This is a genomic window from Streptomyces sp. NPDC005955, from assembly GCF_042871255.1.
Classification (GTDB): Bacteria; Actinomycetota; Actinomycetes; order Streptomycetales; family Streptomycetaceae; genus Streptomyces.
This window is the reverse complement of sequence record NZ_JBIAIF010000007.1, coordinates 206,670-226,828: the sequence shown is the minus strand read 5'-3', so window position 1 is coordinate 226,828 and position 20,159 is coordinate 206,670. Positions and strand designations below refer to the sequence as shown.

The following is a 20,159-nucleotide window of genomic DNA, read 5'->3' as shown; positions in this document are numbered from 1 at the left end:
TTGGAACGACCAACCGGGGATACCCCTTTTGTGGGGTATCCCCGGTCGGGATCGATCAGGTCATCGTGGCTCAGACGAGCTCGGTGACGGTACCGCCGGCAGCGGTGATCTTCTCCTTGGCGGATCCGGAGACGGCGTCAACCGTCACCGTCAGCGCCACGGAGACCTCGCCCTGTCCGAGGACCTTGACGAGACTGTTCTTGCGAACGGCACCCTTGGCGACCAGGTCGGCAACGGTGACCTCCCCACCCTCGGGGTAGAGGGCGGCGAGCTTGTCCAGGTTCACGACCTGGTACTCGGTCCGGAAGGGGTTCTTGAAGCCCTTGAGCTTCGGGAGACGCATGTGGAGGGGCATCTGCCCACCCTCGAAGCGCTCCGGAACCTGGTAACGGGCCTTGGTGCCCTTGGTACCACGACCGGCCGTCTTACCCTTCGACGCTTCACCACGACCGACACGGGTCTTCGTGGTCTTGGCGCCGGGGGCGGGACGGAGGTTGTGGAGCCGCAGCGGGTTCTGCTCCGCCATGATCAGTCGACCTCCTCGACCGTCACGAGGTGGCGGACGGTGTGCACCATGCCGCGGAACTCGGGACGATCATCCTTGACGACCACGTCGTTCAGGCGCTTGAGCCCGAGCGAACGCAGGGTGTCACGGTGGTTCTGCTTGCTACCGATGTACGACTTCGTCTGCGTGATCTTGAGGCGAGCCATTACGCACCCGCTCCCGCACGTGCACGCAGCAGGGCCGCGGGGGCCACGTCCTCGAGGGGCAGACCGCGGCGGGCCGCGATCTCCTCGGGACGCTGGAGGCCCTTGAGGGCCGCCACGGTGGCGTGCACGATGTTGATCGCGTTGTCGGAGCCGAGCGACTTCGACAGGATGTCGTGGACGCCGGCGCACTCGAGCACCGCGCGCACCGGGCCACCGGCGATAACGCCCGTACCGGGGGAAGCAGGCTTGAGCAGGACGACGCCCGCAGCCTTCTCGCCCTGGATCGGGTGGGGGATGGTGCCCTGGATGCGGGGGACCTTGAAGAAGTGCTTCTTGGCCTCCTCAACACCCTTGGCGATGGCGGCCGGCACCTCCTTGGCCTTGCCGTATCCGACACCCACGGTGCCGTCACCATCGCCCACCACGACCAGCGCGGTGAAGCTGAAGCGACGACCACCCTTCACAACCTTGGCGACGCGGTTGATCGCGACGACGCGCTCAACGTACGCGGTCTTCTCGGCGGCAGCTGCGCCGCCGTCACGGCCCTTCCGGTCCCGCCGCTCGCCGCCACCGGCACCGCCACCGCGGCGCTGGGGTCCAGCCATTGGAATTACCTCTCTCTGTTTCCGCTAGCTACGAGGGCTGGCTAGAACTTCAGCCCGGCCTCGCGGGCGGCGTCGGCCAGGGCGGCGATGCGCCCGGCGTACTGGTTGCCGCCGCGGTCGAACACGACGGTCTCAACGCCGGCGGCCTTGGCGCGCTCGGCGACCAGGGAACCGACCTGCTTGGCCTGCGCCGACTTGTCACCCTCGCCACCACGAATGCTGGTGTCCAGGGTCGACGCGGACGCAAGGGTGTGACCCTTGAGGTCGTCGATGACCTGAGCGATGATGTGGCGGTTCGAGCGCGTCACGACCAGGCGAGGACGCTCGGCCGTACCGGAGACCTTCTTGCGAATCCGGATGTGACGGCGCTTGATCGCGGCGCGCTTGTAGGCGTCGCCCTTGGCGATCTTCGTTCCGTATGCCATGGCTTACTTACCCGCCTTTCCGACCTTGCGGCGGATGACTTCGCCCTCGTACTTGACACCCTTGGCCTTGTACGGGTCGGGCTTGCGAAGCTTGCGGATGTTGGCCGCGACCTCGCCGACCTTCTGCTTGTCGATGCCCTCGACCGAGAGACGGGTCGGGGACTCCACCTTGAAGGTGATGCCCTCGGGCGCCTCGACCGTGATCGGGTGGCTGTATCCCAGCGCGAACTCCAAGTTGGAGCCCTTCGCCTGGACGCGGTAACCGACACCGCTGATTTCGAGCTTCTTCACGTAGCCCTCGGTCACGCCGGTGATCATGTTCGCCACCAGCGTGCGGGACAGGCCGTGGAGGGCCTTGTTCTGCCGCTCATCGTTGGGGCGGGTCACCTGGAGGGTGCCGTCTTCGCCCTTTTCGATCGCGATCGGGGCCACAACGGTGTGGGTCAGGGAACCCTTGGGGCCCTTCACCTGAACCGTGGGACCGTCGATGGTGACGTCCACGCCGGCGGGAACCGTGATGGGGAGCTTGCCAATACGCGACATAGCTGTTTCCTCCGTTCCCTTCCGCTACCAGACGTAGGCGAGGACTTCCCCACCCACGCCCTTCTTGCCGGCCTGCTTGTCGGTGAGGAGCCCGTGCGACGTGGAGATGATGGCCACGCCCAGGCCGCCGAGCACCTTCGGCAGGTTGGTGGACTTCGCGTACACCCGGAGTCCGGGCTTGGAGATCCGCTTGATGCCCGCGATGGAGCGCTCACGGTTGGGGCCGAACTTCAGCTCCAGGACGAGGTTCTTGCCGACCTCGGCGTCCTCGACCTTCCAGCCCGTGATGAAGCCCTCCTGCTGGAGGATCTCCGCGATGTGAGACTTGATCTTGCTGTGCGGCATGCCCACGGAGTCGTGGTACGCCGAGTTCGCGTTACGCAGACGCGTCAGCATGTCTGCGATCGGATCAGTCATGGTCATGAATTGGCCTTCGGCCTCTCTCGCCGGGGTTTCCTGTATGCGCCATCCCTCTCCCCACACAGGGGCGGGACGGGTGCGGCGCGGGGACCTACGGCGTAGTAAGCGTTGTCAGCGGGCCGTGAGGCCCGCGTGTGTACGGGCGGCAGACGCCCAACCCTCCTAGCCTAAGCCATGGAGGGCCGGGCCCCTGCCTGCCCTATGCCTACCGAGAGCGTCCGGTCGTTCCCCGAAGGGGGAACTACCAGCTGCTCTTGGTCACGCCCGGCAGCTCGCCGCGGTGAGCCATCTCACGAAGGCACACGCGGCAGAGGCCGAACTTGCGGTAGACGGAGTGCGGACGACCGCAGCGCTGGCAGCGCGTGTAGCCACGCACACCGAACTTGGGCTTGCGGGCGGCCTTGGCAATCAGAGCCTTCTTCGCCATCTCGCTCACGCCTCCTTGAAGGGGAAGCCGAGGTGACGGAGGAGCGCGCGGCCCTCAGCGTCGTTGGTCGCCGTGGTGACCACGGTGATGTCCATACCCCGGACGCGGTCGATCTTGTCCTGGTCGATCTCGTGGAACATGACCTGCTCCGTGAGACCGAAGGTGTAGTTGCCGCGGCCGTCGAACTGCTTCGGCGACAGGCCACGGAAGTCGCGGATGCGCGGGAGCGCGAGCGACAGGGTGCGGTCCAGGAACTCCCACATGCGGTCACCGCGGAGGGTGACGTGGGCGCCGATCGGCTGGCCCTCGCGCAGCTTGAACTGCGCGATGGACTTGCGGGCCTTGGTCACGGCGGGCTTCTGACCGGTGATCGTGGTGAGGTCCTTGATGGCACCCTCGATCAGCTTGGAGTCGCGGGCGGCGTCGCCCACACCCATGTTGACCACGATCTTGACGAGGCCCGGCACCTGCATGACGTTCTCGTGCGAGAACTCCTCACGCAGCTTGCCGATGATCTCCTCGCGGTACTTCGTCTTGAGACGCGGGATGGTGGTGGTCGTCATCAGATGTCCTCACCCGTCCGCTTGGCAACGCGGATCTTGTTGCCCTCGTCGTCGAAGCGGTACCCGACGCGGGTGACGACCTTCTTGCCGTCCTTCTCCACGACGAGCTGAACGTTGCTCACGTGAATCGGGGCCTCGGTGGTCACGATGCCGCCGGCCTGGGAGCCGCGGGCCGTCGGACCGGCCTTGGTGTGCTTCTTGACCCGGTTGACACCCTCGACCAGGACGCGGTCCTCGCGGGGGAAGGCCGCGATGACCTTGCCCTGCTTGCCCTTGTCCTTACCGGTGATGACCTGTACCAGGTCGCCCTTCTTGATCTTCATGCTTACAGCACCTCCGGCGCGAGCGAGATGATCTTCATGAACTTCTTCTCGCGCAGCTCACGGCCGACCGGGCCGAAGATACGGGTGCCGCGGGGGTCGCCGTCGTTCTTCAGAATGACGGCGGCGTTCTCGTCGAAGCGAATGTACGAGCCGTCGGGACGGCGGCGCTCCTTGACGGTGCGAACGATGACGGCCTTGACGACGTCACCCTTCTTCACGTTGCCACCGGGGATCGCGTCCTTGACGGTGGCGACGATGACGTCACCGATGCCCGCGTAGCGACGACCCGAGCCACCGAGAACACGAATGCAAAGGATTTCCTTCGCGCCCGTGTTGTCGGCGACGCGCAGTCGCGACTCCTGCTGGATCACGTCTATCTCCTGTTTGTCTGCCGGTTCCCGGCGAGCTCCGTAAGTCGTTTCACGGAGCTCGCCGAGCCTGGCGGAACGGTACTCGTGGGGTTACCCCCGACGAGTTGTTTACTTGGCCTTCTCGAGGATCTCGACGATGCGCCAGCGCTTCGTCGCGGACAGCGGCCGGGTCTCCATCAGGAGGACACGGTCGCCGACACCCGCGGCGTTCTGCTCGTCGTGCGCCTTGAGCTTGTTCGTACGGCGGATGACCTTGCCGTACAGGGCGTGCTTCACGCGGTCCTCGACGGCGACGACGACGGTCTTGTCCATCTTGTCGCTGACGACAAGACCCTCACGGGTCTTGCGGAAGCCGCGGGCGGCGTTCTCTTCAGTCACGTTCTTCTCGCTCATCAGGCGTTCTCCACCGTCTCGATGCCGAGCTCACGCTCACGCATGAGGGTGTAGATCCGGGCGATGTCCTTGCGGACGGCCTTGAGCCGGCCGTGGTTCTCGAGCTGGCCCGTCGCCGCCTGGAAGCGGAGGTTGAACAGCTCTTCCTTGGCCTCGCGGAGCTTGTTGAGGAGCTCCTCGTTGCCCAGCTCGCGCAGCTCGGACGCCTTGGTACCGGCCGACATCACGCTTCACCTGCCTCGCGCCGGACAATGCGGCACTTCATCGGAAGCTTGTGAGCAGCGCGGGTAAGCGCCTCACGCGCAATCTTCTCGTTCGGGTAGGACAGCTCGAACATCACCCGGCCGGGGTGAACGTTCGCGACCCACCACTCGGGCGAACCCTTACCGGAACCCATGCGGGTCTCGGCGGGCTTCTTCGTCAGCGGACGGTCCGGGTAGATGTTGATCCAGACCTTGCCGCCACGCTTGATGTGACGGGTCATCGCGATACGAGCGGCCTCGATCTGACGGTTCGTCACGTAGGCCGGAGTAAGCGCCTGGATGCCGTACTCGCCGAACGCGACCGTCGTCCCGCCCTTGGCCTGACCACGCCGCTTGGGGTGGTGCTGCTTGCGGTGCTTGACCCTACGGGGGATCAGCATGGGTCAGCCCTCCGTTCCGGTGCTCTCAGCGGCCGGAGCGGCGGTCTCGGCGGGAGCCTCGGCCTTGGGAGCCTCGGCAGCCCCACCGGACTGCTGCTGCGGCCGACGGCCACGGCCGCCGCGCTCGCCACCGCGGCCACCACGGCCACCGGCGGGACGGTCGGCACCGCCACGGGCCGGGCGGTTGCCGGCACGGGCGGCGGCGTTCTCGGCGCGGACCTCGGCGATGTTCTTGACGTCGCCCTTGTAGATCCACACCTTGACGCCGATGCGACCGAAGGTGGTCTTGGCCTCGAAGAAGCCGTAGTCCACGTTCGCACGGAGCGTGTGCAGGGGCACGCGGCCCTCGCGGTAGAACTCCGAGCGGGACATCTCGGCGCCGCCGAGACGGCCACCGCACTGGATCTTGATGCCCTTGGCGCCCGCCTTCATCGCCGACTGCATGCTCTTGCGCATGGCACGGCGGAAGGAGACGCGGGAGGACAGCTGCTCGGCGACGGCCTGGGCCACCAGCTGAGCGTCCGTCTCCGGGTTCTTGACCTCAAGGATGTTCAGCTGGACCTGCTTGCCGGTCAGCTTCTCCAGGTCGCCGCGGATACGGTCGGCCTCGGCGCCGCGGCGGCCGATGACGATGCCCGGACGCGCGGTGTGGATGTCGACGCGGACGCGGTCACGGGTGCGCTCGATCTCCACCTTCGAGATGCCGGCGCGCTCCATGCCGGACGTCATCATCCGACGGATGGCGACGTCTTCCTTGACGTAGTCCTTGTACAGCTTGTCGGCGTACCAACGGGACTTGAAGTCCGTGGTGATGCCGAGCCGGAACCCATGCGGGTTAACCTTCTGGCCCATTACCGGGTTCCTTCCTTGCTGCTGACGACCACGGTGATGTGGCTGGTCCGCTTGCGGATCCGGTAGGCACGGCCCTGGGCACGCGGACGGAACCGCTTCAGGGTCGGGCCCTCGTCGACGTACGCTTCGCTCACGACGAGCGAAGTGGCGTCCGTGTGGTCGTAGTTGTGCGCGGCGTTGGCAATGGCGCTGTCCAGCACCTTGCCCACCGGCGCACTCGCGGCCTGCGGGGCGAAACGCAGGACCGCCTGAGCCTCCGTGGCGTCCATGCCACGGATCAGGTCCACCACTCGGCGGGCCTTCATGGGCGTGACGCGGATGTACCGCGCCTGGGCCCTGGCTTCCATGGTTGTCCCTTCAGTGTCTGACACGTTCGTCATAGGTCGGTCACCCGCTGTTAGCGGCGCTTCGACTTCCGGTCGTCCTTGACGTGACCCCGGAAGGTGCGCGTCGGCGAGAACTCGCCGAGCTTGTGGCCGACCATCGACTCGGTGACGAACACCGGGATGTGGGTCTTGCCGTTGTGCACCGCGATCGTGTGGCCGAGCATGGCCGGGATGATCATCGAGCGACGGGACCAGGTCTTGATGACGTTCTTGGTGCCGGCTTCGTTCTGGGCGTCCACCTTCTTGATCAGGTGGTCGTCGACGAAGGGCCCCTTCTTGAGACTGCGCGGCATCTGAACCCGCTCCTAGCGCTTCTTGTTCGTCTTGCGGCGGCGGACGATGTACTTGCTCGACGCCTTCTTGGGCGAGCGAGTACGACCCTCCTTCTGACCCCACGGGGAGACCGGGTGGCGACCACCGGAGGTCTTGCCCTCACCACCACCGTGCGGGTGGTCAACCGGGTTCATCGCCACACCGCGGACGGTCGGACGAACGCCCAACCAGCGCTTGCGGCCGGCCTTGCCCCAGTTGATGTTCGACTGCTCGGCGTTGCCGACCTCGCCGACGGTGGCGCGGCAGCGCACGTCGACCAGGCGGATCTCTCCGGACGGCATGCGGAGGTGGGCCATAGCGCCCTCCTTCGCCAGCAGCTGCACGGAGGCACCGGCGGAGCGGGCGAACTTGGCGCCGCCGCCCGGACGCAGCTCGATCGCGTGGATCGTGGTACCGACCGGGATGTTGCGCAGGGCAAGGTTGTTGCCCGGCTTGATGTCGGCCCCGGGACCGTTCTCGACGCGGTCGCCCTGCGACAGGTTGCGGGGGGCGAGGATGTAACGCTTCTCGCCGTCCGCGTAGTGCAGCAGCGCGATGCGCGCGGTGCGGTTGGGGTCGTACTCGATGTGCGCGACCTTCGCCGGCACGCCGTCCTTGTCGTGCCGACGGAAGTCGATGACGCGGTAGGCGCGCTTGTGTCCGCCACCCTGGTGGCGAACGGTCACACGACCGGCGTTGTTACGGCCGCCCTTGCTGTGCAGGGGGCGGACCAGCGACTTCTCCGGCGTGGACCGCGTGATCTCGACGAAGTCGGCGACGCTGGAGCCACGACGGCCCGGAGTCGTCGGCTTGTACTTGCGGATACCCATTTCTCAGTCCTCGTCCGATATCGGACCAGGGCGCTCCGTTAGGAGGCCTGGCCGAAGATGTCGATACGGTCGCCCTCGGCGAGGGTCACGATGGCGCGCTTGGTGTCCGCGCGCTTGCCGAAACCGGTGCGGGTGCGCTTGCGCTTGCCCTGGCGGTTGATCGTGTTGACCCCGGTGACCTTGACCTCGAAGACCGCCTGGACGGCCTGCTTGATCTGGGTCTTGTTGGCCCGCGTGTCAACGACGAACGTGTACTTGTTCTCGTCGAGCAGCGCGTAGCTCTTCTCCGAGACGACCGGCTTGATCAGCACGTCACGGGGGTCCGTGAACGACTTGCTCAGCGGGGTCTCGACGGTGTTCTTGCCCTCGGTGGCGTGACGCTTCGCCTTGGCGATGCGCGCGGCCTTGGCGGCCTTGGCCGCCTTGGGGGCGATGCTCGGGTGACGCGTGGCCATCAGGCGTCACTCCCTTCGGTCTCAGTGGCCGTGGCGGGGCCGGACACGAAGGACTCGAAGGCGGCCTGGGTGAAGACCACGTCCTCGGAGCGGATCACGTCGTACGTGTTCAGCTGGCCCGGCTCCAGGAGGTGAACCTGGGGCAGGTTGCGGGCGGACAGCCACGCGGCCTCGTCGGCACGGTCGACGACCAGGAGCACGTTCTTGCGCTCGCTGATCTTGCCGAACAGCGTCCGGGCGGCCTTCGTGGAGGGGTTGTCGCCCTCGATCACGCCGGTGACGACGTGGATGCGGTTGTTGCGGGCCCGGTCGGTGAGGGCACCGCGCAGGGCGGCGGCCTTCATCTTCTTCGGGGTCCGCTGCGAGTAGTCACGCGGCACGGGACCGTGCACGACGCCACCACCGGCGAACTGCGGAGCGCGGGTCGAACCCTGGCGGGCGCGGCCGGTGCCCTTCTGGCGGTACGGCTTGCGGCCACCGCCGCGGACCTCGCCGCGCGTCTTCGTCTTGTGCGTGCCCTGGCGGGCAGCGGCCAGCTGAGCGACGACGACCTGGTGGATCAGCGGAATGCTGACCTTCGCGTCGAAGATCTCCGAGGGGAGTTCGACGGTCCCGGCCTTGTCGCCCGCGGGCGAAAGGATGTCAATGGTGCTCATCGTTACCTCAGGCCCCCTTGGCCGCAGTGCGGACCAGGACGAGGCCGCCGTTCGGACCAGGAACCGCGCCCTTGATGAGGAGCAGGCCCTTCTCCGCGTCAACGGCGTGGACGGTCAGGTTCTGGGTGGTGACCCGCTCGTTGCCCATGCGGCCCGCCATGCGCAGGCCCTTGAACACGCGACCCGGGGTGGCGCAGCCACCGATGGAGCCGGGCGAGCGGTGCTTGCGCTGGGTGCCGTGTCCGGCGCCGAGGCCCCGGAAGTTGTGGCGCTTCATGACACCGGCGAAGCCCTTGCCCTTGCTCTTGCCGGTGACGTCAACCTTGACGCCCGACTCGAAGGTCTCGGCAGTGAGCTCCTGGCCGAGGACGTACTCGCTGGCGTCAGCGGTACGGATCTCGACGAGGTGGCGGCGGGGGGTGACGTCGGCCTTGGTGAAGTGGCCCTTGAGGGGCTTGTTCACCTTGCGCGGGTCGATCTCGCCGAAGGCGATCTGGACCGACTCGTAGCCGTCGACGTCATTCGTACGGACCTGGGTCACGACGCAGGGTCCGGCCTTGACCACGGTCACCGGGACGACACGGTTGTTCTCGTCCCAGACCTGGGTCATGCCGAGCTTCTCGCCCAGGATGCCCTTGATCTGCTTGGTCATCTCGTTACACCGACCCCTCAGAGCTTGATCTCGATGTCGACGCCGGCCGGAAGGTCGAGTCGCATCAGAGAGTCAACGGTCTTGGGCGTCGGGTCGAGGATGTCGATCAGGCGCTTGTGCGTGCGCATCTCGAAGTGCTCGCGCGAGTCCTTGTACTTGTGCGGCGACTTGATGACGCAGTACACGTTCTTCTCAGTGGGAAGCGGCACCGGGCCCGCGACCGACGCACCAGTGCGAGTCACCGTCTCGACGATCTTCTTCGCCGAAGAGTCGATGACCTCGTGGTCGTAGGCCTTGAGCCGGATGCGGATCTTCTGTCCCGCCATGGCTACTTCGTAGTCCTGTTCTATGGGGAAACGCTCTGGTACCCGGAGAGCCGTTCCGGTTCCCTCCGCCGACCCACGCGGTCGGGCGTGTCGCGGTCCCGCTGACATGAATGTCCCTTGGGGGGACGTCCCTGCGAGGGGATCGCGGTCACAGACCGCGGGCCGGGGATGAAACACCCGCCGGGTGCCTGGCTGGTACCCCGCTCACACTTCCCGAAAGATTCCCGTACGTCCGCCCCAGCGCTGCCTCACGGCAGATAAGGGCGACGAGTACTGTGGGACTCGCTTCCGGTCCTCCCGGCGGGAGGCGTGCAGCATCGATACTCAACCGAGCAACCCCGACAGTCTGCCATACGGGGTGTGACCCTGGCCAATCGAGCCGTAGAGCGTACCCCAGGCCACTCTGGGCTACACACTCCCTACGCGAGGTCGTCTCCGGTGACGGTCAACCCGGCCAGGCGCCGGGGGCCGCTCCGTTCAGAACCTGTCGCCCTTCTCTCCCGTCGGAACCCGGTAGCACCCGGAGACCACCGTCACGCTGAGCGACTACGGCTCGTTCTTCGCCAGGCGAACCACCTGCACGCTGAACCTTCGCTCGTCGTGGTCGGCACACTCACTCACCGGGGACCGGGCTCCGCCACCTTGCCCTTGACCTCCAGGAGGTCCAGCAGGTCACTGGCGACCCGGCGGGTTTCACGTGTGGCGTCCTCGACCGCTCATCGTCCCCGCGGAAGGAACTCGGGATTCGGACTTTCCGGAATCGATCATGGCGCATCCAGTGATCGGAACCAGTGCGAAGGCGAGGGGGAGGCCGAGGCCCACCATCTAGTTCTCAAGTCTCACGTTCCCGTCGAGATCCTCCGCCGCGGTGAACACGAGGCCACCGGAGAGGCCGGCCTCGCCCTCCGGTACGACCTGACCGTTCCCCTGGCCCGCGCGGCGGCGGCCCGCGGCAGCCAGCTCCCCTCGCCGTACAAGCGGTACGCCATCGCTCCGGTGCGGCGGGCGGACCGGCCCGGCAAGGGGCGGTTCCGCGAGTTCGTCCAGTGCGACCTGGACATCGTCGGATCGTCGTCGCCGCTGTCGGACGCCGAGGTCGTCCTCGCCCTGCACGACGCCCTGGAAGCGCTGGGCGTACCCGAGTTCCGCTCCGGAATCACCTTCGACGGGCTCATCGGTCGACTCGGCGGCAAGGACTCCCCCGCCTGCGGCGGCTCCCTCGCGAGGAACAGGCATCGACAGCAGGCGGGTTCAGCCGATCGCCGCCAGGACCACCACCGACTCCACGAGCAGTACGAGTGACCCGTATCCGAGGATCTGGCCGACGGACCACACCCGGCGCCCCGCGTCCGTACGCACCACCGCGCCGTGCGCGGCCAGCGCTGCCGGTGTGCAGATGACGTAGAAGGCTGACGCGTACAGCAACCAGTCGAGGGCGTCCCGCCACGAACCGACACCGGGGCCTCGCCCGTAGGCTGCCGCGGCCAACGGCAACGAACCCCCTACGAGGAGCAGCGCGGCTGCGGTCATGGGCCACCACCAGCGCGGTCCGCTGCCCCGCCGCGCTCCCAGCCAGTGACCGAGGGCGACGGAAGGCAGTACGAACGCGGCAGAGACCAGTGCGCCGCTGAAGAGCAACGCCAGTACCAGCAGGGGCAGGACGAACACGGACCTCGCCCCCGGTGTCACGCCGAAGAGCGGCAGCGCCAGAAGCAGGCCCGAGCCCTCCACGCACAGCACGGCCATCGAGACCGACGACGGTGCCGTGGCCCGTTCCTTCCGAAGCGCTCCGCGCAGCAGTTGAGTCATCTCGCCCCCGTCCGGCAGCCATCATCGCGGACCGGGGACGTGCAGGAACACCCGCCTCGACGCAGCAGCGCACGTGGTGCTCGGGGATCAGCTCGCGGTCACCGTGAAGGCTTCGCGGTGTAGCGCGGGCAGCCCCAGGTGGTCGCAGATCAGCCGGGTCAGCCGCTCGTCGTGGTCGTCGTGGTCGTCGTACTCGCGCTCGCGCTCGTGCTCGTTGCCCAGCCCGGCCGCGGCGATGAGGGGAGCCATTTCGTTGGGCCAGTACTCCCCGACGTGGTCCGGGTCCTCGTAGTCGATGCAGGAGGAGATCCGGCCGTCCTCGTAGTGGTACGCCTTGGGGCCGTGGGCCTTCGCCAGGCACGGGTTGGGTATGAACACCATCAGCTGGGCGCCCCGGGGACACAGCTTGCGGTGGTCGATGGGGTCGAAGTCGTTGCGTTCCGGGTCGTGCAGGTGGTGGACGATCGCGCCCCAGCCGCCGGGCTCCGCGTCGTCGCCGTGAGCGAGCGGCGGGCGGTGCTGTGCGACCAGCCCCTCGGTCATCGCCGCCAGCCGGGTGCCCTTGAAGAACACGAGGACGGACTCGTCGTCGAGGTACCGGTCCTCGATCCATGCCATGACGCCCCGGTCGATCCACTTGGTCATGCACGGAACGGTAGCCAGCAGCACTGACATCGACCGGACGGCCGGGGGCGGGGCGCCGGCCCCGGACGTCAACCTCGGGGATATCCATGATCCGTTCGGGGAAAGGATTCCCGGGTCCGGAGATCGACGGCCCGCCGGACCCGATCGGACGACCGACGCACGCGTACGACACAGAGCACGTCCTTGCCGGCCCCCACCGACCGAAAGGCAACCTCTCCCTTGCGCGCACAGACTCCGACCCCCGTCCGTGAGCCCGCCCCCACCCTGCTCGAACGATTCCCCGTCTTACAGCGCGGACTCGAACGGCTGGAGCGCAACCCCACCGCCTACGGATTGGCGTTGTGGGCCAGCGGTCACCTCAAGCCGGTCTTCCTGGACCATGTGGTCACCCCCCGGCCCCGCGCCGAACTCGGTCCGGTGCGGGAGGTGTTGGAGGCGGGCCGCGAGGCGTACGCACAGCGGCTGACCGGGTTCCTGGCCCACGCCGACCACCTCGCGCGCATCCCCGTCGAGGGGAGGGAACGGGGGTCCACCCCGTACTGGGGCAACACCTGGCTGTCGCCACTGGACGCGCTCGGGCTGTACGGCATGCTCGCCGAGCACCAGCCGGCCCGCTACCTGGAGATCGGGTCCGGCAACTCCACCAAGTTCGTGCGCCGGGCCGTCACGGACCTCGGTCTGAAGACCCGGGTCACGTCGATCGACCCGCAGCCCAGGGCCACCATCGACCACCTCTGCGACGAGGTGGTCCGGGTGCCGCTCCAGGACGCGAGCCACGCGGTGTTCGAGGAGTTGGAGGCGGGCGACATCGTCTTCCTCGACGGTTCGCACCGGCTCCACATGGGGTCGGACGTCATGGTCTTCTTCTTCGAGCTGCTGCCCCGGCTGAAGCCCGGCGTGCTGATCCAGGTGCACGACATCATGCTTCCGGGGGACTACCCGGAGTCCTGGCGGTGGCGGCTGTACTCCGAGCAGTACCTGTTGGCGGCGATGCTGACGGCGGCGCCGGAGCGGTTCGACGTCCAGTTGCCGAACGCCTTCATCCACGGCGATCCGGAACTGAGCGGGATCCTCCGGCCGCTCTGGCAGCGGCTCGGGGTCACCCGGCACTTCGACCCCGGTTCCTTCTGGTGGCGCCACCAAGGCTGACGCGCCCCATGTCCTTCCGCCCGCCCCCCGTACAGCCGGGACACCGCCGCGCGCAGACCGGACAGTCACCGCACGCAAGCGTCGTATCGCTCAACAGGGCGGGCGGAAGTGGCGACATTGAGGGACGTGAACCGAGAAGCCTCTGAACTCCCCGGCCCCGTGCGGGCCTTCGAGGCCGAGCTGTCGTCCACCCGGGTGGGGGCACGGCTCGCCCGGCTACTTGCGGAGAGTCGACTCCGTTCCTGGGGCCTCTCCCTCGACGGCGCCCCGCTCGTCGTGGCCGAACCGGCGGCGAACGCGGCGCTGCACGGGAGCAGCGACCGCCAGGGCTTCCGTCTCGCCCTCACGGTCACGGCGTCGGCCCTGCGGATCGAGGTCTCCGACACCGCGGGTCACCGGGTGCCGGGAACCCGGGAGCCGGACGAGGATGCCGAGTCGGGGCGGGGGCTCCTGCTGGTGGAGGCCCTGGCGGACCACTGGGGTGTCACGTCGGGCCCTCCACCAGGCAAAACGGTGTGGGCGGAGATGTTCCTCCCCAGCGAGTGACGGGCCCGTTCGTCAATCCGAGCCGCCCATTCGCTCGAATTACTGAACGATGATCGAACAATCACCTGGCATTAAGCGATCTCTTTATGCTCCGGATCATGGTCACTTCCTCTCACGAGGCCGCTCACCGCATCTTCCAGGAACGTCCCGAGCTACTGAGCCCGGTCTTCCGTGTACTCGGCGTGCCCCTGCCCGAGAAATCCGACGTTGAGGTCCTGACAGGTGACGCAACCGAATTCCGACCTCTGGAACGCCGAGTCGACAGCGTCCTGAGGATCGAATCATCGGACGGCACCAAGTTCCTGCTGGCCATCGAAGCTCAGGGCAGACGGGATCCGGAGAAGGCCGCGAGCTGGACTTACTACCTGGCGTTCCTACACGCCAAGTACGACCTGCCCGCGCTCCTCCTGGTGGTGTGCCGGGACCGGGCGACCGCGAAATGGGCGACGGGCCCGTTCAGAACGGGCATCGAAGGCTGGACGGCCCTCAGCACCCACCCACTGGTCATCGGCCCCGACAACGCGCCGGTCATCACCAGCGCTGCCGAGGCCGCGAGGAATCTGGCACTCGCCACCTTCGCGGCCATGACTCATGGCAAGGATCGGGACATCACCCCGATACTGGATGCACTGGCTACTGCTCTCGGCTCCGTCGAGCTGGACACCGCCGAGTACTTCAGCGAACTACTGGAACTCGGACTGGGCGACACCCAGGCCCGGAACACCTGGAGGAACATGATGAGCGTAGGCACGTACTTCCCCGGCCGCGGGACGATCGTCGAAGAGTCCTATCTCAAAGGCAGGACCGACGGTCGGGCCGTGACCATCATCGACATCCTAGGGATGCGGGGCCTCACCCTCCCGGACGGAGTCCGGGAGCGGATCACCTCCACCACCGACGAGGACACGCTCATCCAGTGGTTGGAAAGGGCGCTCACCGCCACCGCCGTGGATGACCTGTTCGTGGACGAGCCGCCCCGGGCGACAACATCCAGCGAGGACGCGTAGCTCCTACCCCGGGCGCCCGAACCCGGCAACGCCCACGGCAGGGCCCGTACGACCACTGGTCGTACGGGCCCTTCGAGGTTCAGGGGGCGAGCGACCGTACTCATCCACCGCCGGAGGCCGGCTCCCCGGCCTTCGGCGGAGCGGGCGCTAACCCCCCCATGGCTGAGGTCAGTTGGAGGAGGATTCCTACCCACCCCACCCCGCCGGACAACAACCCGCCCCCGCGTCGCTCGTCCGGGTGACAGGTCGGTGAGAAGTTCGCGTCGGGTCCGATTTTCGGAGAGGGTTCCTTCGACCGAACGGCCAAGCGACCACACCATCACGCGGCCACACGGCCACTCGACGAAACGACCGCACGGCGCACATACATCCCTACATGCGTCGGCCCCCGGCCGGGACTGGCATCCCGAACGAGGGCCTCACCACACGAGAAAGCAACACCTTTCCCGATGGCTGACATGAAGCTTAATGCCCTCCCCGCACCCACACCGCGCATTCCGGAAACCCCACACGGAATCGCCAAAGTCCCCGCCGCCCGATCGCGTGAGGGCGTGCACCTGGGGCACCACCTCACCCGGCACCGAACCCTGTCGTGCACCGCGATCGGGCTCGCGGCGCACCTGCTGTCGCTGCCGGACGGCAGCCCCGCGGACATCCGCAGCCTCGCCGCCCGCCTCCCCGAGGGCCGCGACCGCATCGCTTCGGCGCTGCGCGAGTTGGAGAAGCACGGCTACCTGGAACGGGTGCGCAAGAACCTCCCCAACGGCACCTGGGTGACGCTCACCTACGTGTACGAGGACCCGACGGCGGCCCGTACCGCACCGGAGCCCGCGCCGGAGGTCACCCCACCGCCCGCGCCGAAGCCCACGGCACCCAGCGCACCCGCCGCTCCGACCGAACGGCCACCGCCGCCCCCACTCCCCTCCCCCACCACCCACGCCCCGCACCTGCACGACCAGGCAGCCGAGCTGTTGGCTGGCCTACGCACCGCGGACCCGCGGCTCGCCCTCGCGCAGCGGGACGTACGACGGCTCGCCCCGGCCGTCGCGACCTGGCTGGAACGCGGCACGCACCCCGACGCGGCACGCACCCCGACGCCGTCCGCACCGCCCTGACCACCGGGCTGCCCGCGGAACGGCTCCACCACCCGGGCGGATTCGTCGCGTACCGTCTCGCGGCCCTGTTGCCCCCGCCCCTCCCCCGACACCGCGCCGGTCCCCCGGCACCGCCCCCGCTCCAGAACTGCGAGGACTGCGACCGCGCCTTCCGCGCCCCCGAACCGGGCCGCTGCCCGCACTGCCGCTCCGGGACCGCGGACCTACTCCCCGCCCCCGACCCCGTCCCCCGAAGACGTCCCGTTCAAGTAGCGACCCGGCGACGTGCCGACCGTGCGGCGGAAGGCTGCGAGGAAGGCGCTCGGGGTCGCGTACCCGACGGCGTGCGCGACCCGGGAGACCGGTTGCCCCTCGGCGAGCAGGGGCAGCGCGGCACGCAGGCGCGCATGGGTGCGCCAGCGGTCGAAGGCCATGCCGGTGTCCCGGACGAACAGCCGGGACAGGGTGCGCCGGCTCACCCCGACGGCCCGGGCGTGGGCCTCCAGGCCGCGCGGGTCCGCCGGATCTTCCAGCAGCGCGCCGGCCACCGCGCGCACCCGGTCGTCGGTCGGGACCGGCACGTCGACGGGGGTGACGGGCAGCGGGTGCAGCAGGTCCAGGACGACGGCCTCGCCCCGCAGCCTGGCGTCGTCGGACAGGTCGTCCCGGGAGAGGTAGACCATCAGCTGGGCCAACAGTCCGTCGACGCCGACCGCGGTCGGTTCCGTCCAGTCGAGCGCGCACCGCTCCCGTACGAAGTAGAGGCTGCACATCACCGCGTCCCGCGTGGCGCCGGTGCGGTGCAGTACCCCCGCGGGGAGCCATAGCGCCCGGGTGCGGGGCAGCACCCACGAGGTGTCGTCCACGGCGACGCCGAGCACCCCGCGCCGCGCCCACGCGAGTTGGTGGTGGTGCGGGTGGCGGTGCGGGACGAACCACTCCCCCGACACCAGGGGGAAGTGCCCGACGACGATGGCGCCCACCCCGACGGGAACGGTCCCGAACACGTCTTCGCTCATACCGTCCCAGGGTATGTCCCCAAGGCGCTACCACCTGGCCCCGTAACGCATCGCGGCCACCGTGGCCCGCTCCGTAGCGTCGTGGGCATGACGATCAACGACTCCACGGGCACCCGTGGCGACGCCGGCACCCGTAGCGATCTCGGCGCCACCGGGCCGCCCGCCCGCCGCGGCACCGCCCTGCTCGTGCTGTGCTGCGTGCAGTTCATGCTCGTCCTGGACGACAACGTGGTCAGCGTGGCGCTCCCCAGCCTCCGCGACGAGCTCGGGTTCAGCACCGCGGGGCTGGCCTGGGTGGTCAATGCGTACTTCGTCGCCTTCGGCGGACTGCTGCTGCTGTTCGGGCGGATGGCCGACCTGCTGGGCCGCCGGCGCGTGTTCCTGACGGGCGTCGCCCTGTTCGGCGCGGCGAGCCTGGTCTGCGGGCTCGCCCAGGAGCCCTGGCAACTGGTGACCGGACGGTTCGTCCAGGGCGCGGGGGCGGCGATGGCCAGCCCGGCCGCCCTGGCGTTGATCGCGCTGCTGTACCCGGGGCCGGCGGAACGGGCCAGGGCGTTCGGCATCTGGGGCGGGATCGCGGGGCTCGGCGGCACCATGGGCCTGGTGGTCTCCGGGGCGCTGACCGGCCTCGCGTCCTGGCGCTGGATCTTCCTGGTCAACCTGCCGGTGGCCCTCGCGGCCGTACTGCTGCTGCCGCGGCTGGTGCCCGAGAGCCGGGCCGAGCGGGCGGTGCGCCTGGACGTGCCCGGCGCGGTGCTGGGCACCGGCGCCGTGGTGTCGCTGGTCTACGGGCTGCTCCGGGCCGGGGAGTCGGGCTGGGGCGATCCGACCGCGGTGGCCCCGCTGGTGCTGGCGGCGGTGCTGGCCGTGGCGTTCGTGGTGTGCGAGGCACGGGCCGCCGCGCCCCTGGTGCCGCTGTCGTTCCTGTCGTTCCGCTTCCGTGCCGTGGCCAACGGGGCGACCCTGCTGTTCTCCGCCGCCCTGTACGCGATGGCCTTCCTGCTGATGCTGCACCTCCAGACCGTGCTGGGCTACGAACCCCTCGCCGCCGGGATCGCGTACCTGCCGTTCGGCGGCGGCATCCTGCTGGGCATGTGGCTGTCCGCCCGGGCGGTGGTCCGCCTCGGGGTGCGGCCCGCGCTGGTGGTGTCGTTCCTGATCACCGCGGGCGGGTTGCTGCTGCTGTCCGGGATGGGGCCGGACGACGCGTACGCCCCGGGGGTGCTGCCCGGGATGCTGGTCACCAGCCTCGGGTGCGGGCTGAGCCTGCCCGCGCTGACCGTCGCCGCGCTCAGCGGCACCACCGAGGAGGACGCCGGCCTCGGCTCGGCCGTCCTGAGCTCCGTGCAGCAGGTCGGGGGCGCCGTGGGGCTGGCGGTGCTGGTGGCGCTGGCCGCACGGCACGGTGGCGAGGGGAGTACGGGGGCCGCGACGACGGACGGCTTCTCCTTCGCCCTGACGGTGGCCGCGGGGATCCTGGTGCTCGGTGCCGTGCTGATCGGCGCCCTGCTGCGGGACGCCCCGGCGCACGAGGAGGACCGTACGTAACCGGGCGCGCCCCGCACGGACGCTCCGGAAGACGTGCCCGAGCGCTCCGGAAAAACAGAGGACCCGTACGACCACTCGGGTCGTACGGGTCCTCCGCGCATGCGCTGACGCGCGTCAGGTCACTTGTTGATCTTGACGACCTGGCCGGCGCCGACGGTCCGGCCACCCTCACGGATGGCGAACTTCAGGCCCTCTTCCATGGCGACGGGCTGGATGAGCGACACCGTCATCTGGGTGTTGTCGCCCGGCATGACCATCTCGGTGCCCTCGGGGAGGGTCACGACGCCGGTCACGTCCGTCGTACGGAAGTAGAACTGCGGGCGGTAGTTGTTGAAGAACGGGGTGTGACGGCCACCCTCGTCCTTCGACAGGATGTACGCCTGCGCCTCGAACTCGGTGTGCGGAGTGACCGAGCCCGGCTTGATGATGACCTGGCCGCGCTCGACGTCCTCGCGCTTGATGCCGCGGAGCAGCAGACCGACGTTCTCACCGGCCTGGCCCTCGTCGAGCAGCTTGCGGAACATCTCGATGCCGGTGACCGTGGTGGTGGTCTTCTCGGTCTTGATGCCGACGATGTCGACGGTCTCGTTGACCTTGAGGATGCCACGCTCGATACGACCGGTGACGACGGTGCCACGACCGGTGATCGTGAAGACGTCCTCGATCGGCATCAGGAACGGCTTGTCGACGTCACGCTCGGGCTGCGGGATGGACTCGTCGACGGCCTTCATCAGGTCGAGGACGGTCTGGCCCCACTCCTTGTCGCCCTCAAGGGCCTTGAGCGCCGAGACCTTGACGACCGGCAGGTCGTCGCCCGGGAACTCGTACTCGGAGAGCAGCTCGCGGACCTCGAGCTCGACGAGCTCCAGGATCTCCTCGTCGTCCACCATGTCGGCCTTGTTCAGGGCGACGACGATGTACGGAACGCCGACCTGGCGGGCCAGGAGCACGTGCTCCTTGGTCTGCGGCATCGGGCCGTCGGTGGCGGCGACCACGAGGATGGCGCCGTCCATCTGCGCGGCACCCGTGATCATGTTCTTGATGTAGTCCGCGTGACCGGGGCAGTCAACGTGGGCGTAGTGACGCGTCTCGGTCTGGTACTCGACGTGCGCGATCGAGATGGTGATACCGCGCTGGCGCTCCTCGGGCGCCTTGTCGATCTGGTCGAAGGCCGAGGCCTCGTTCAGGTCCGGGTACGCGTCGTGCAGCACCTTGGTAATGGCGGCCGTGAGGGTCGTCTTACCGTGGTCGATGTGACCGATGGTGCCGATGTTGACGTGCGGCTTAGTCCGCTCGAACTTCGCCTTCGCCACTGGGGTCCTCCTGGGAGTGGTTCTGTACGCCTTACTTCATCGGCGCCAGGTGATCTTTGCTGGAAAGCCCGGGGCCGGGGGCACCCGCCATGGCTGTGGCGGGTGCCCCGGTGGCTCCGGAGTCAAGCCTAAAGCG

Annotated in this window: 31 protein-coding genes; 6 read left to right on the top strand and 25 right to left on the bottom strand. The window is 68.4% G+C overall.

The features are described 5' to 3' along the window. Window positions 1–70: 70 nt before the first annotated feature. The 21 genes from rplO to rpsJ form a co-directional block, all read right to left on the bottom strand. Window positions 71–526, bottom strand: a complete 456-nt coding sequence (rplO, locus tag ACFYOU_RS19555; RefSeq protein WP_385493604.1) for a 50S ribosomal protein L15 — start codon at window positions 524–526, stop codon at window positions 71–73. Between the two features lie 2 nt (window positions 527–528). Next, the gene (gene rpmD, locus ACFYOU_RS19550) at window positions 529–711 is read right to left on the bottom strand and encodes a 50S ribosomal protein L30 (protein WP_385309879.1); all 183 of its coding nucleotides are present in this window, start codon (window positions 709–711) and stop codon (window positions 529–531) included. Then, window positions 711–1,316, bottom strand: coding sequence for a 30S ribosomal protein S5 (rpsE, locus tag ACFYOU_RS19545; protein ID WP_016645168.1), 606 nt, complete (start codon window positions 1,314–1,316; stop codon window positions 711–713). The genes rpmD and rpsE overlap by 1 nt, the downstream gene beginning before the upstream one ends. 41 nt (window positions 1,317–1,357) lie before the next feature. Beyond that, window positions 1,358–1,741, bottom strand: a complete 384-nt coding sequence (rplR, locus tag ACFYOU_RS19540; RefSeq protein ID WP_385493605.1) for a 50S ribosomal protein L18 — start codon at window positions 1,739–1,741, stop codon at window positions 1,358–1,360. Window positions 1,742–1,744: 3 nt separating this feature from the next. Beyond that, entirely contained in the window at window positions 1,745–2,284 is a 540-nt protein-coding gene (rplF, locus tag ACFYOU_RS19535; RefSeq protein WP_389771165.1) for a 50S ribosomal protein L6, read from the bottom strand. Window positions 2,285–2,308: 24 nt separating this feature from the next. Next, entirely contained in the window at window positions 2,309–2,707 is a 399-nt protein-coding gene (gene rpsH / locus ACFYOU_RS19530) for a 30S ribosomal protein S8 (RefSeq protein WP_043443042.1), read from the bottom strand. Window positions 2,708–2,945: 238 nt separating this feature from the next. Beyond that, window positions 2,946–3,131, bottom strand: a complete 186-nt coding sequence (locus ACFYOU_RS19525; RefSeq protein WP_003948630.1) for a type Z 30S ribosomal protein S14 — start codon at window positions 3,129–3,131, stop codon at window positions 2,946–2,948. 5 nt (window positions 3,132–3,136) lie between these two features. Continuing rightward, window positions 3,137–3,694 (bottom strand): 50S ribosomal protein L5, encoded by a 558-nt coding sequence (gene rplE / locus ACFYOU_RS19520; RefSeq protein WP_385493607.1) that lies wholly within the window; start codon window positions 3,692–3,694, stop codon window positions 3,137–3,139. Further along, complete coding sequence (gene rplX / locus ACFYOU_RS19515; protein ID WP_010036713.1) at window positions 3,694–4,017, bottom strand: 50S ribosomal protein L24; 324 nt, start codon at window positions 4,015–4,017, stop codon at window positions 3,694–3,696. The genes rplE and rplX overlap by 1 nt, the downstream gene beginning before the upstream one ends. 2 nt (window positions 4,018–4,019) lie before the next feature. After that, on the bottom strand, window positions 4,020–4,388 hold the full coding sequence (gene rplN, locus ACFYOU_RS19510) for a 50S ribosomal protein L14 (RefSeq protein ID WP_003998823.1): 369 nt from the start codon (window positions 4,386–4,388) through the stop codon (window positions 4,020–4,022). Window positions 4,389–4,496: 108 nt separating this feature from the next. Next, the gene (gene rpsQ / locus ACFYOU_RS19505) at window positions 4,497–4,781 is read right to left on the bottom strand and encodes a 30S ribosomal protein S17 (protein ID WP_073792871.1); all 285 of its coding nucleotides are present in this window, start codon (window positions 4,779–4,781) and stop codon (window positions 4,497–4,499) included. After that, window positions 4,781–5,005, bottom strand: coding sequence for a 50S ribosomal protein L29 (gene rpmC / locus ACFYOU_RS19500; protein WP_059079052.1), 225 nt, complete (start codon window positions 5,003–5,005; stop codon window positions 4,781–4,783). The genes rpsQ and rpmC overlap by 1 nt, the downstream gene beginning before the upstream one ends. Next, window positions 5,005–5,424: a 50S ribosomal protein L16 gene (gene rplP / locus ACFYOU_RS19495; RefSeq protein ID WP_033319640.1), complete on the bottom strand. Its 420-nt coding sequence runs from the start codon at window positions 5,422–5,424 to the stop codon at window positions 5,005–5,007. The genes rpmC and rplP overlap by 1 nt, the downstream gene beginning before the upstream one ends. A 3-nt stretch (window positions 5,425–5,427) precedes the next feature. Further along, window positions 5,428–6,276: a 30S ribosomal protein S3 gene (rpsC, locus tag ACFYOU_RS19490; RefSeq protein ID WP_385493609.1), complete on the bottom strand. Its 849-nt coding sequence runs from the start codon at window positions 6,274–6,276 to the stop codon at window positions 5,428–5,430. Continuing rightward, a complete protein-coding gene (gene rplV, locus ACFYOU_RS19485; RefSeq protein ID WP_385493610.1) occupies window positions 6,276–6,623 on the bottom strand; it encodes a 50S ribosomal protein L22 in 348 nt (115 codons plus the stop codon). The genes rpsC and rplV overlap by 1 nt, the downstream gene beginning before the upstream one ends. A gap of 50 nt (window positions 6,624–6,673) precedes the next feature. Beyond that, window positions 6,674–6,955 carry a 30S ribosomal protein S19 gene (rpsS, locus tag ACFYOU_RS19480; protein WP_033528345.1) on the bottom strand — a complete coding sequence of 94 codons (282 nt, stop codon included), beginning with the start codon at window positions 6,953–6,955 and terminating at the stop codon, window positions 6,674–6,676. A gap of 12 nt (window positions 6,956–6,967) precedes the next feature. Further along, entirely contained in the window at window positions 6,968–7,804 is an 837-nt protein-coding gene (gene rplB / locus ACFYOU_RS19475) for a 50S ribosomal protein L2 (protein ID WP_385493612.1), read from the bottom strand. A 38-nt stretch (window positions 7,805–7,842) separates the two neighbouring features. After that, entirely contained in the window at window positions 7,843–8,259 is a 417-nt protein-coding gene (rplW, locus tag ACFYOU_RS19470; RefSeq protein WP_385493613.1) for a 50S ribosomal protein L23, read from the bottom strand. Continuing rightward, window positions 8,259–8,915: a 50S ribosomal protein L4 gene (rplD, locus tag ACFYOU_RS19465; RefSeq protein WP_385493614.1), complete on the bottom strand. Its 657-nt coding sequence runs from the start codon at window positions 8,913–8,915 to the stop codon at window positions 8,259–8,261. Before rplD ends, rplW begins: the two co-directional genes overlap by 1 nt. Before the next feature lie 7 nt (window positions 8,916–8,922). Beyond that, the gene (rplC, locus tag ACFYOU_RS19460) at window positions 8,923–9,567 is read right to left on the bottom strand and encodes a 50S ribosomal protein L3 (RefSeq protein ID WP_385493616.1); all 645 of its coding nucleotides are present in this window, start codon (window positions 9,565–9,567) and stop codon (window positions 8,923–8,925) included. 17 nt (window positions 9,568–9,584) lie between these two features. Continuing rightward, window positions 9,585–9,893 (bottom strand): 30S ribosomal protein S10, encoded by a 309-nt coding sequence (gene rpsJ / locus ACFYOU_RS19455; protein WP_003948644.1) that lies wholly within the window; start codon window positions 9,891–9,893, stop codon window positions 9,585–9,587. Between the two features lie 699 nt (window positions 9,894–10,592). Here rpsJ and ACFYOU_RS19450 point away from each other — a divergent pair. Next, window positions 10,593–11,195, top strand: a complete 603-nt coding sequence (locus ACFYOU_RS19450; RefSeq protein ID WP_391307068.1) for an ATP phosphoribosyltransferase regulatory subunit — start codon at window positions 10,593–10,595, stop codon at window positions 11,193–11,195. On the opposite strand, the gene ACFYOU_RS19445 is transcribed toward ACFYOU_RS19450, so the two are convergent. Beyond that, complete coding sequence (locus tag ACFYOU_RS19445) at window positions 11,145–11,702, bottom strand: hypothetical protein (protein ID WP_391307066.1); 558 nt, start codon at window positions 11,700–11,702, stop codon at window positions 11,145–11,147. The genes ACFYOU_RS19450 and ACFYOU_RS19445 overlap by 51 nt on opposite strands. Before the next feature lie 87 nt (window positions 11,703–11,789). Then, window positions 11,790–12,347, bottom strand: a complete 558-nt coding sequence (locus ACFYOU_RS19440; protein WP_391307064.1) for a hypothetical protein — start codon at window positions 12,345–12,347, stop codon at window positions 11,790–11,792. A 219-nt stretch (window positions 12,348–12,566) separates the two neighbouring features. Here ACFYOU_RS19440 and ACFYOU_RS19435 point away from each other — a divergent pair, with 219 nt between their 5' ends. The 4 genes from ACFYOU_RS19435 to ACFYOU_RS19420 all read left to right on the top strand — a co-directional run bounded on the left by ACFYOU_RS19435 (window position 12,567) and on the right by ACFYOU_RS19420 (window position 16,164). Next, window positions 12,567–13,496 carry a class I SAM-dependent methyltransferase gene (locus ACFYOU_RS19435; RefSeq protein WP_391307063.1) on the top strand — a complete coding sequence of 310 codons (930 nt, stop codon included), beginning with the start codon at window positions 12,567–12,569 and terminating at the stop codon, window positions 13,494–13,496. 126 nt (window positions 13,497–13,622) lie between these two features. Then, the gene (locus ACFYOU_RS19430; protein WP_391307061.1) at window positions 13,623–14,042 is read left to right on the top strand and encodes an ATP-binding protein; all 420 of its coding nucleotides are present in this window, start codon (window positions 13,623–13,625) and stop codon (window positions 14,040–14,042) included. Between the two features lie 98 nt (window positions 14,043–14,140). Then, window positions 14,141–15,049, top strand: a complete 909-nt coding sequence (locus tag ACFYOU_RS19425) for a hypothetical protein (RefSeq protein ID WP_391307059.1) — start codon at window positions 14,141–14,143, stop codon at window positions 15,047–15,049. A 551-nt stretch (window positions 15,050–15,600) separates the two neighbouring features. After that, window positions 15,601–16,164 carry a helix-turn-helix domain-containing protein gene (locus ACFYOU_RS19420; RefSeq protein WP_391307057.1) on the top strand — a complete coding sequence of 188 codons (564 nt, stop codon included), beginning with the start codon at window positions 15,601–15,603 and terminating at the stop codon, window positions 16,162–16,164. Window positions 16,165–16,367: 203 nt separating this feature from the next. On the opposite strand, the gene ACFYOU_RS19415 is transcribed toward ACFYOU_RS19420, so the two are convergent. Continuing rightward, window positions 16,368–17,162, bottom strand: a complete 795-nt coding sequence (locus tag ACFYOU_RS19415; RefSeq protein ID WP_391307056.1) for a helix-turn-helix domain-containing protein — start codon at window positions 17,160–17,162, stop codon at window positions 16,368–16,370. Window positions 17,163–17,249: 87 nt separating this feature from the next. Here ACFYOU_RS19415 and ACFYOU_RS19410 point away from each other — a divergent pair, with 87 nt between their 5' ends. Then, entirely contained in the window at window positions 17,250–18,710 is a 1,461-nt protein-coding gene (locus tag ACFYOU_RS19410) for a DHA2 family efflux MFS transporter permease subunit (protein WP_391307055.1), read from the top strand. 119 nt (window positions 18,711–18,829) lie between these two features. On the opposite strand, the gene tuf is transcribed toward ACFYOU_RS19410, so the two are convergent. Continuing rightward, a complete protein-coding gene (gene tuf, locus ACFYOU_RS19405; protein ID WP_385493632.1) occupies window positions 18,830–20,023 on the bottom strand; it encodes an elongation factor Tu in 1,194 nt (397 codons plus the stop codon). Between the last annotated feature and the right edge of the window lie 136 nt (window positions 20,024–20,159).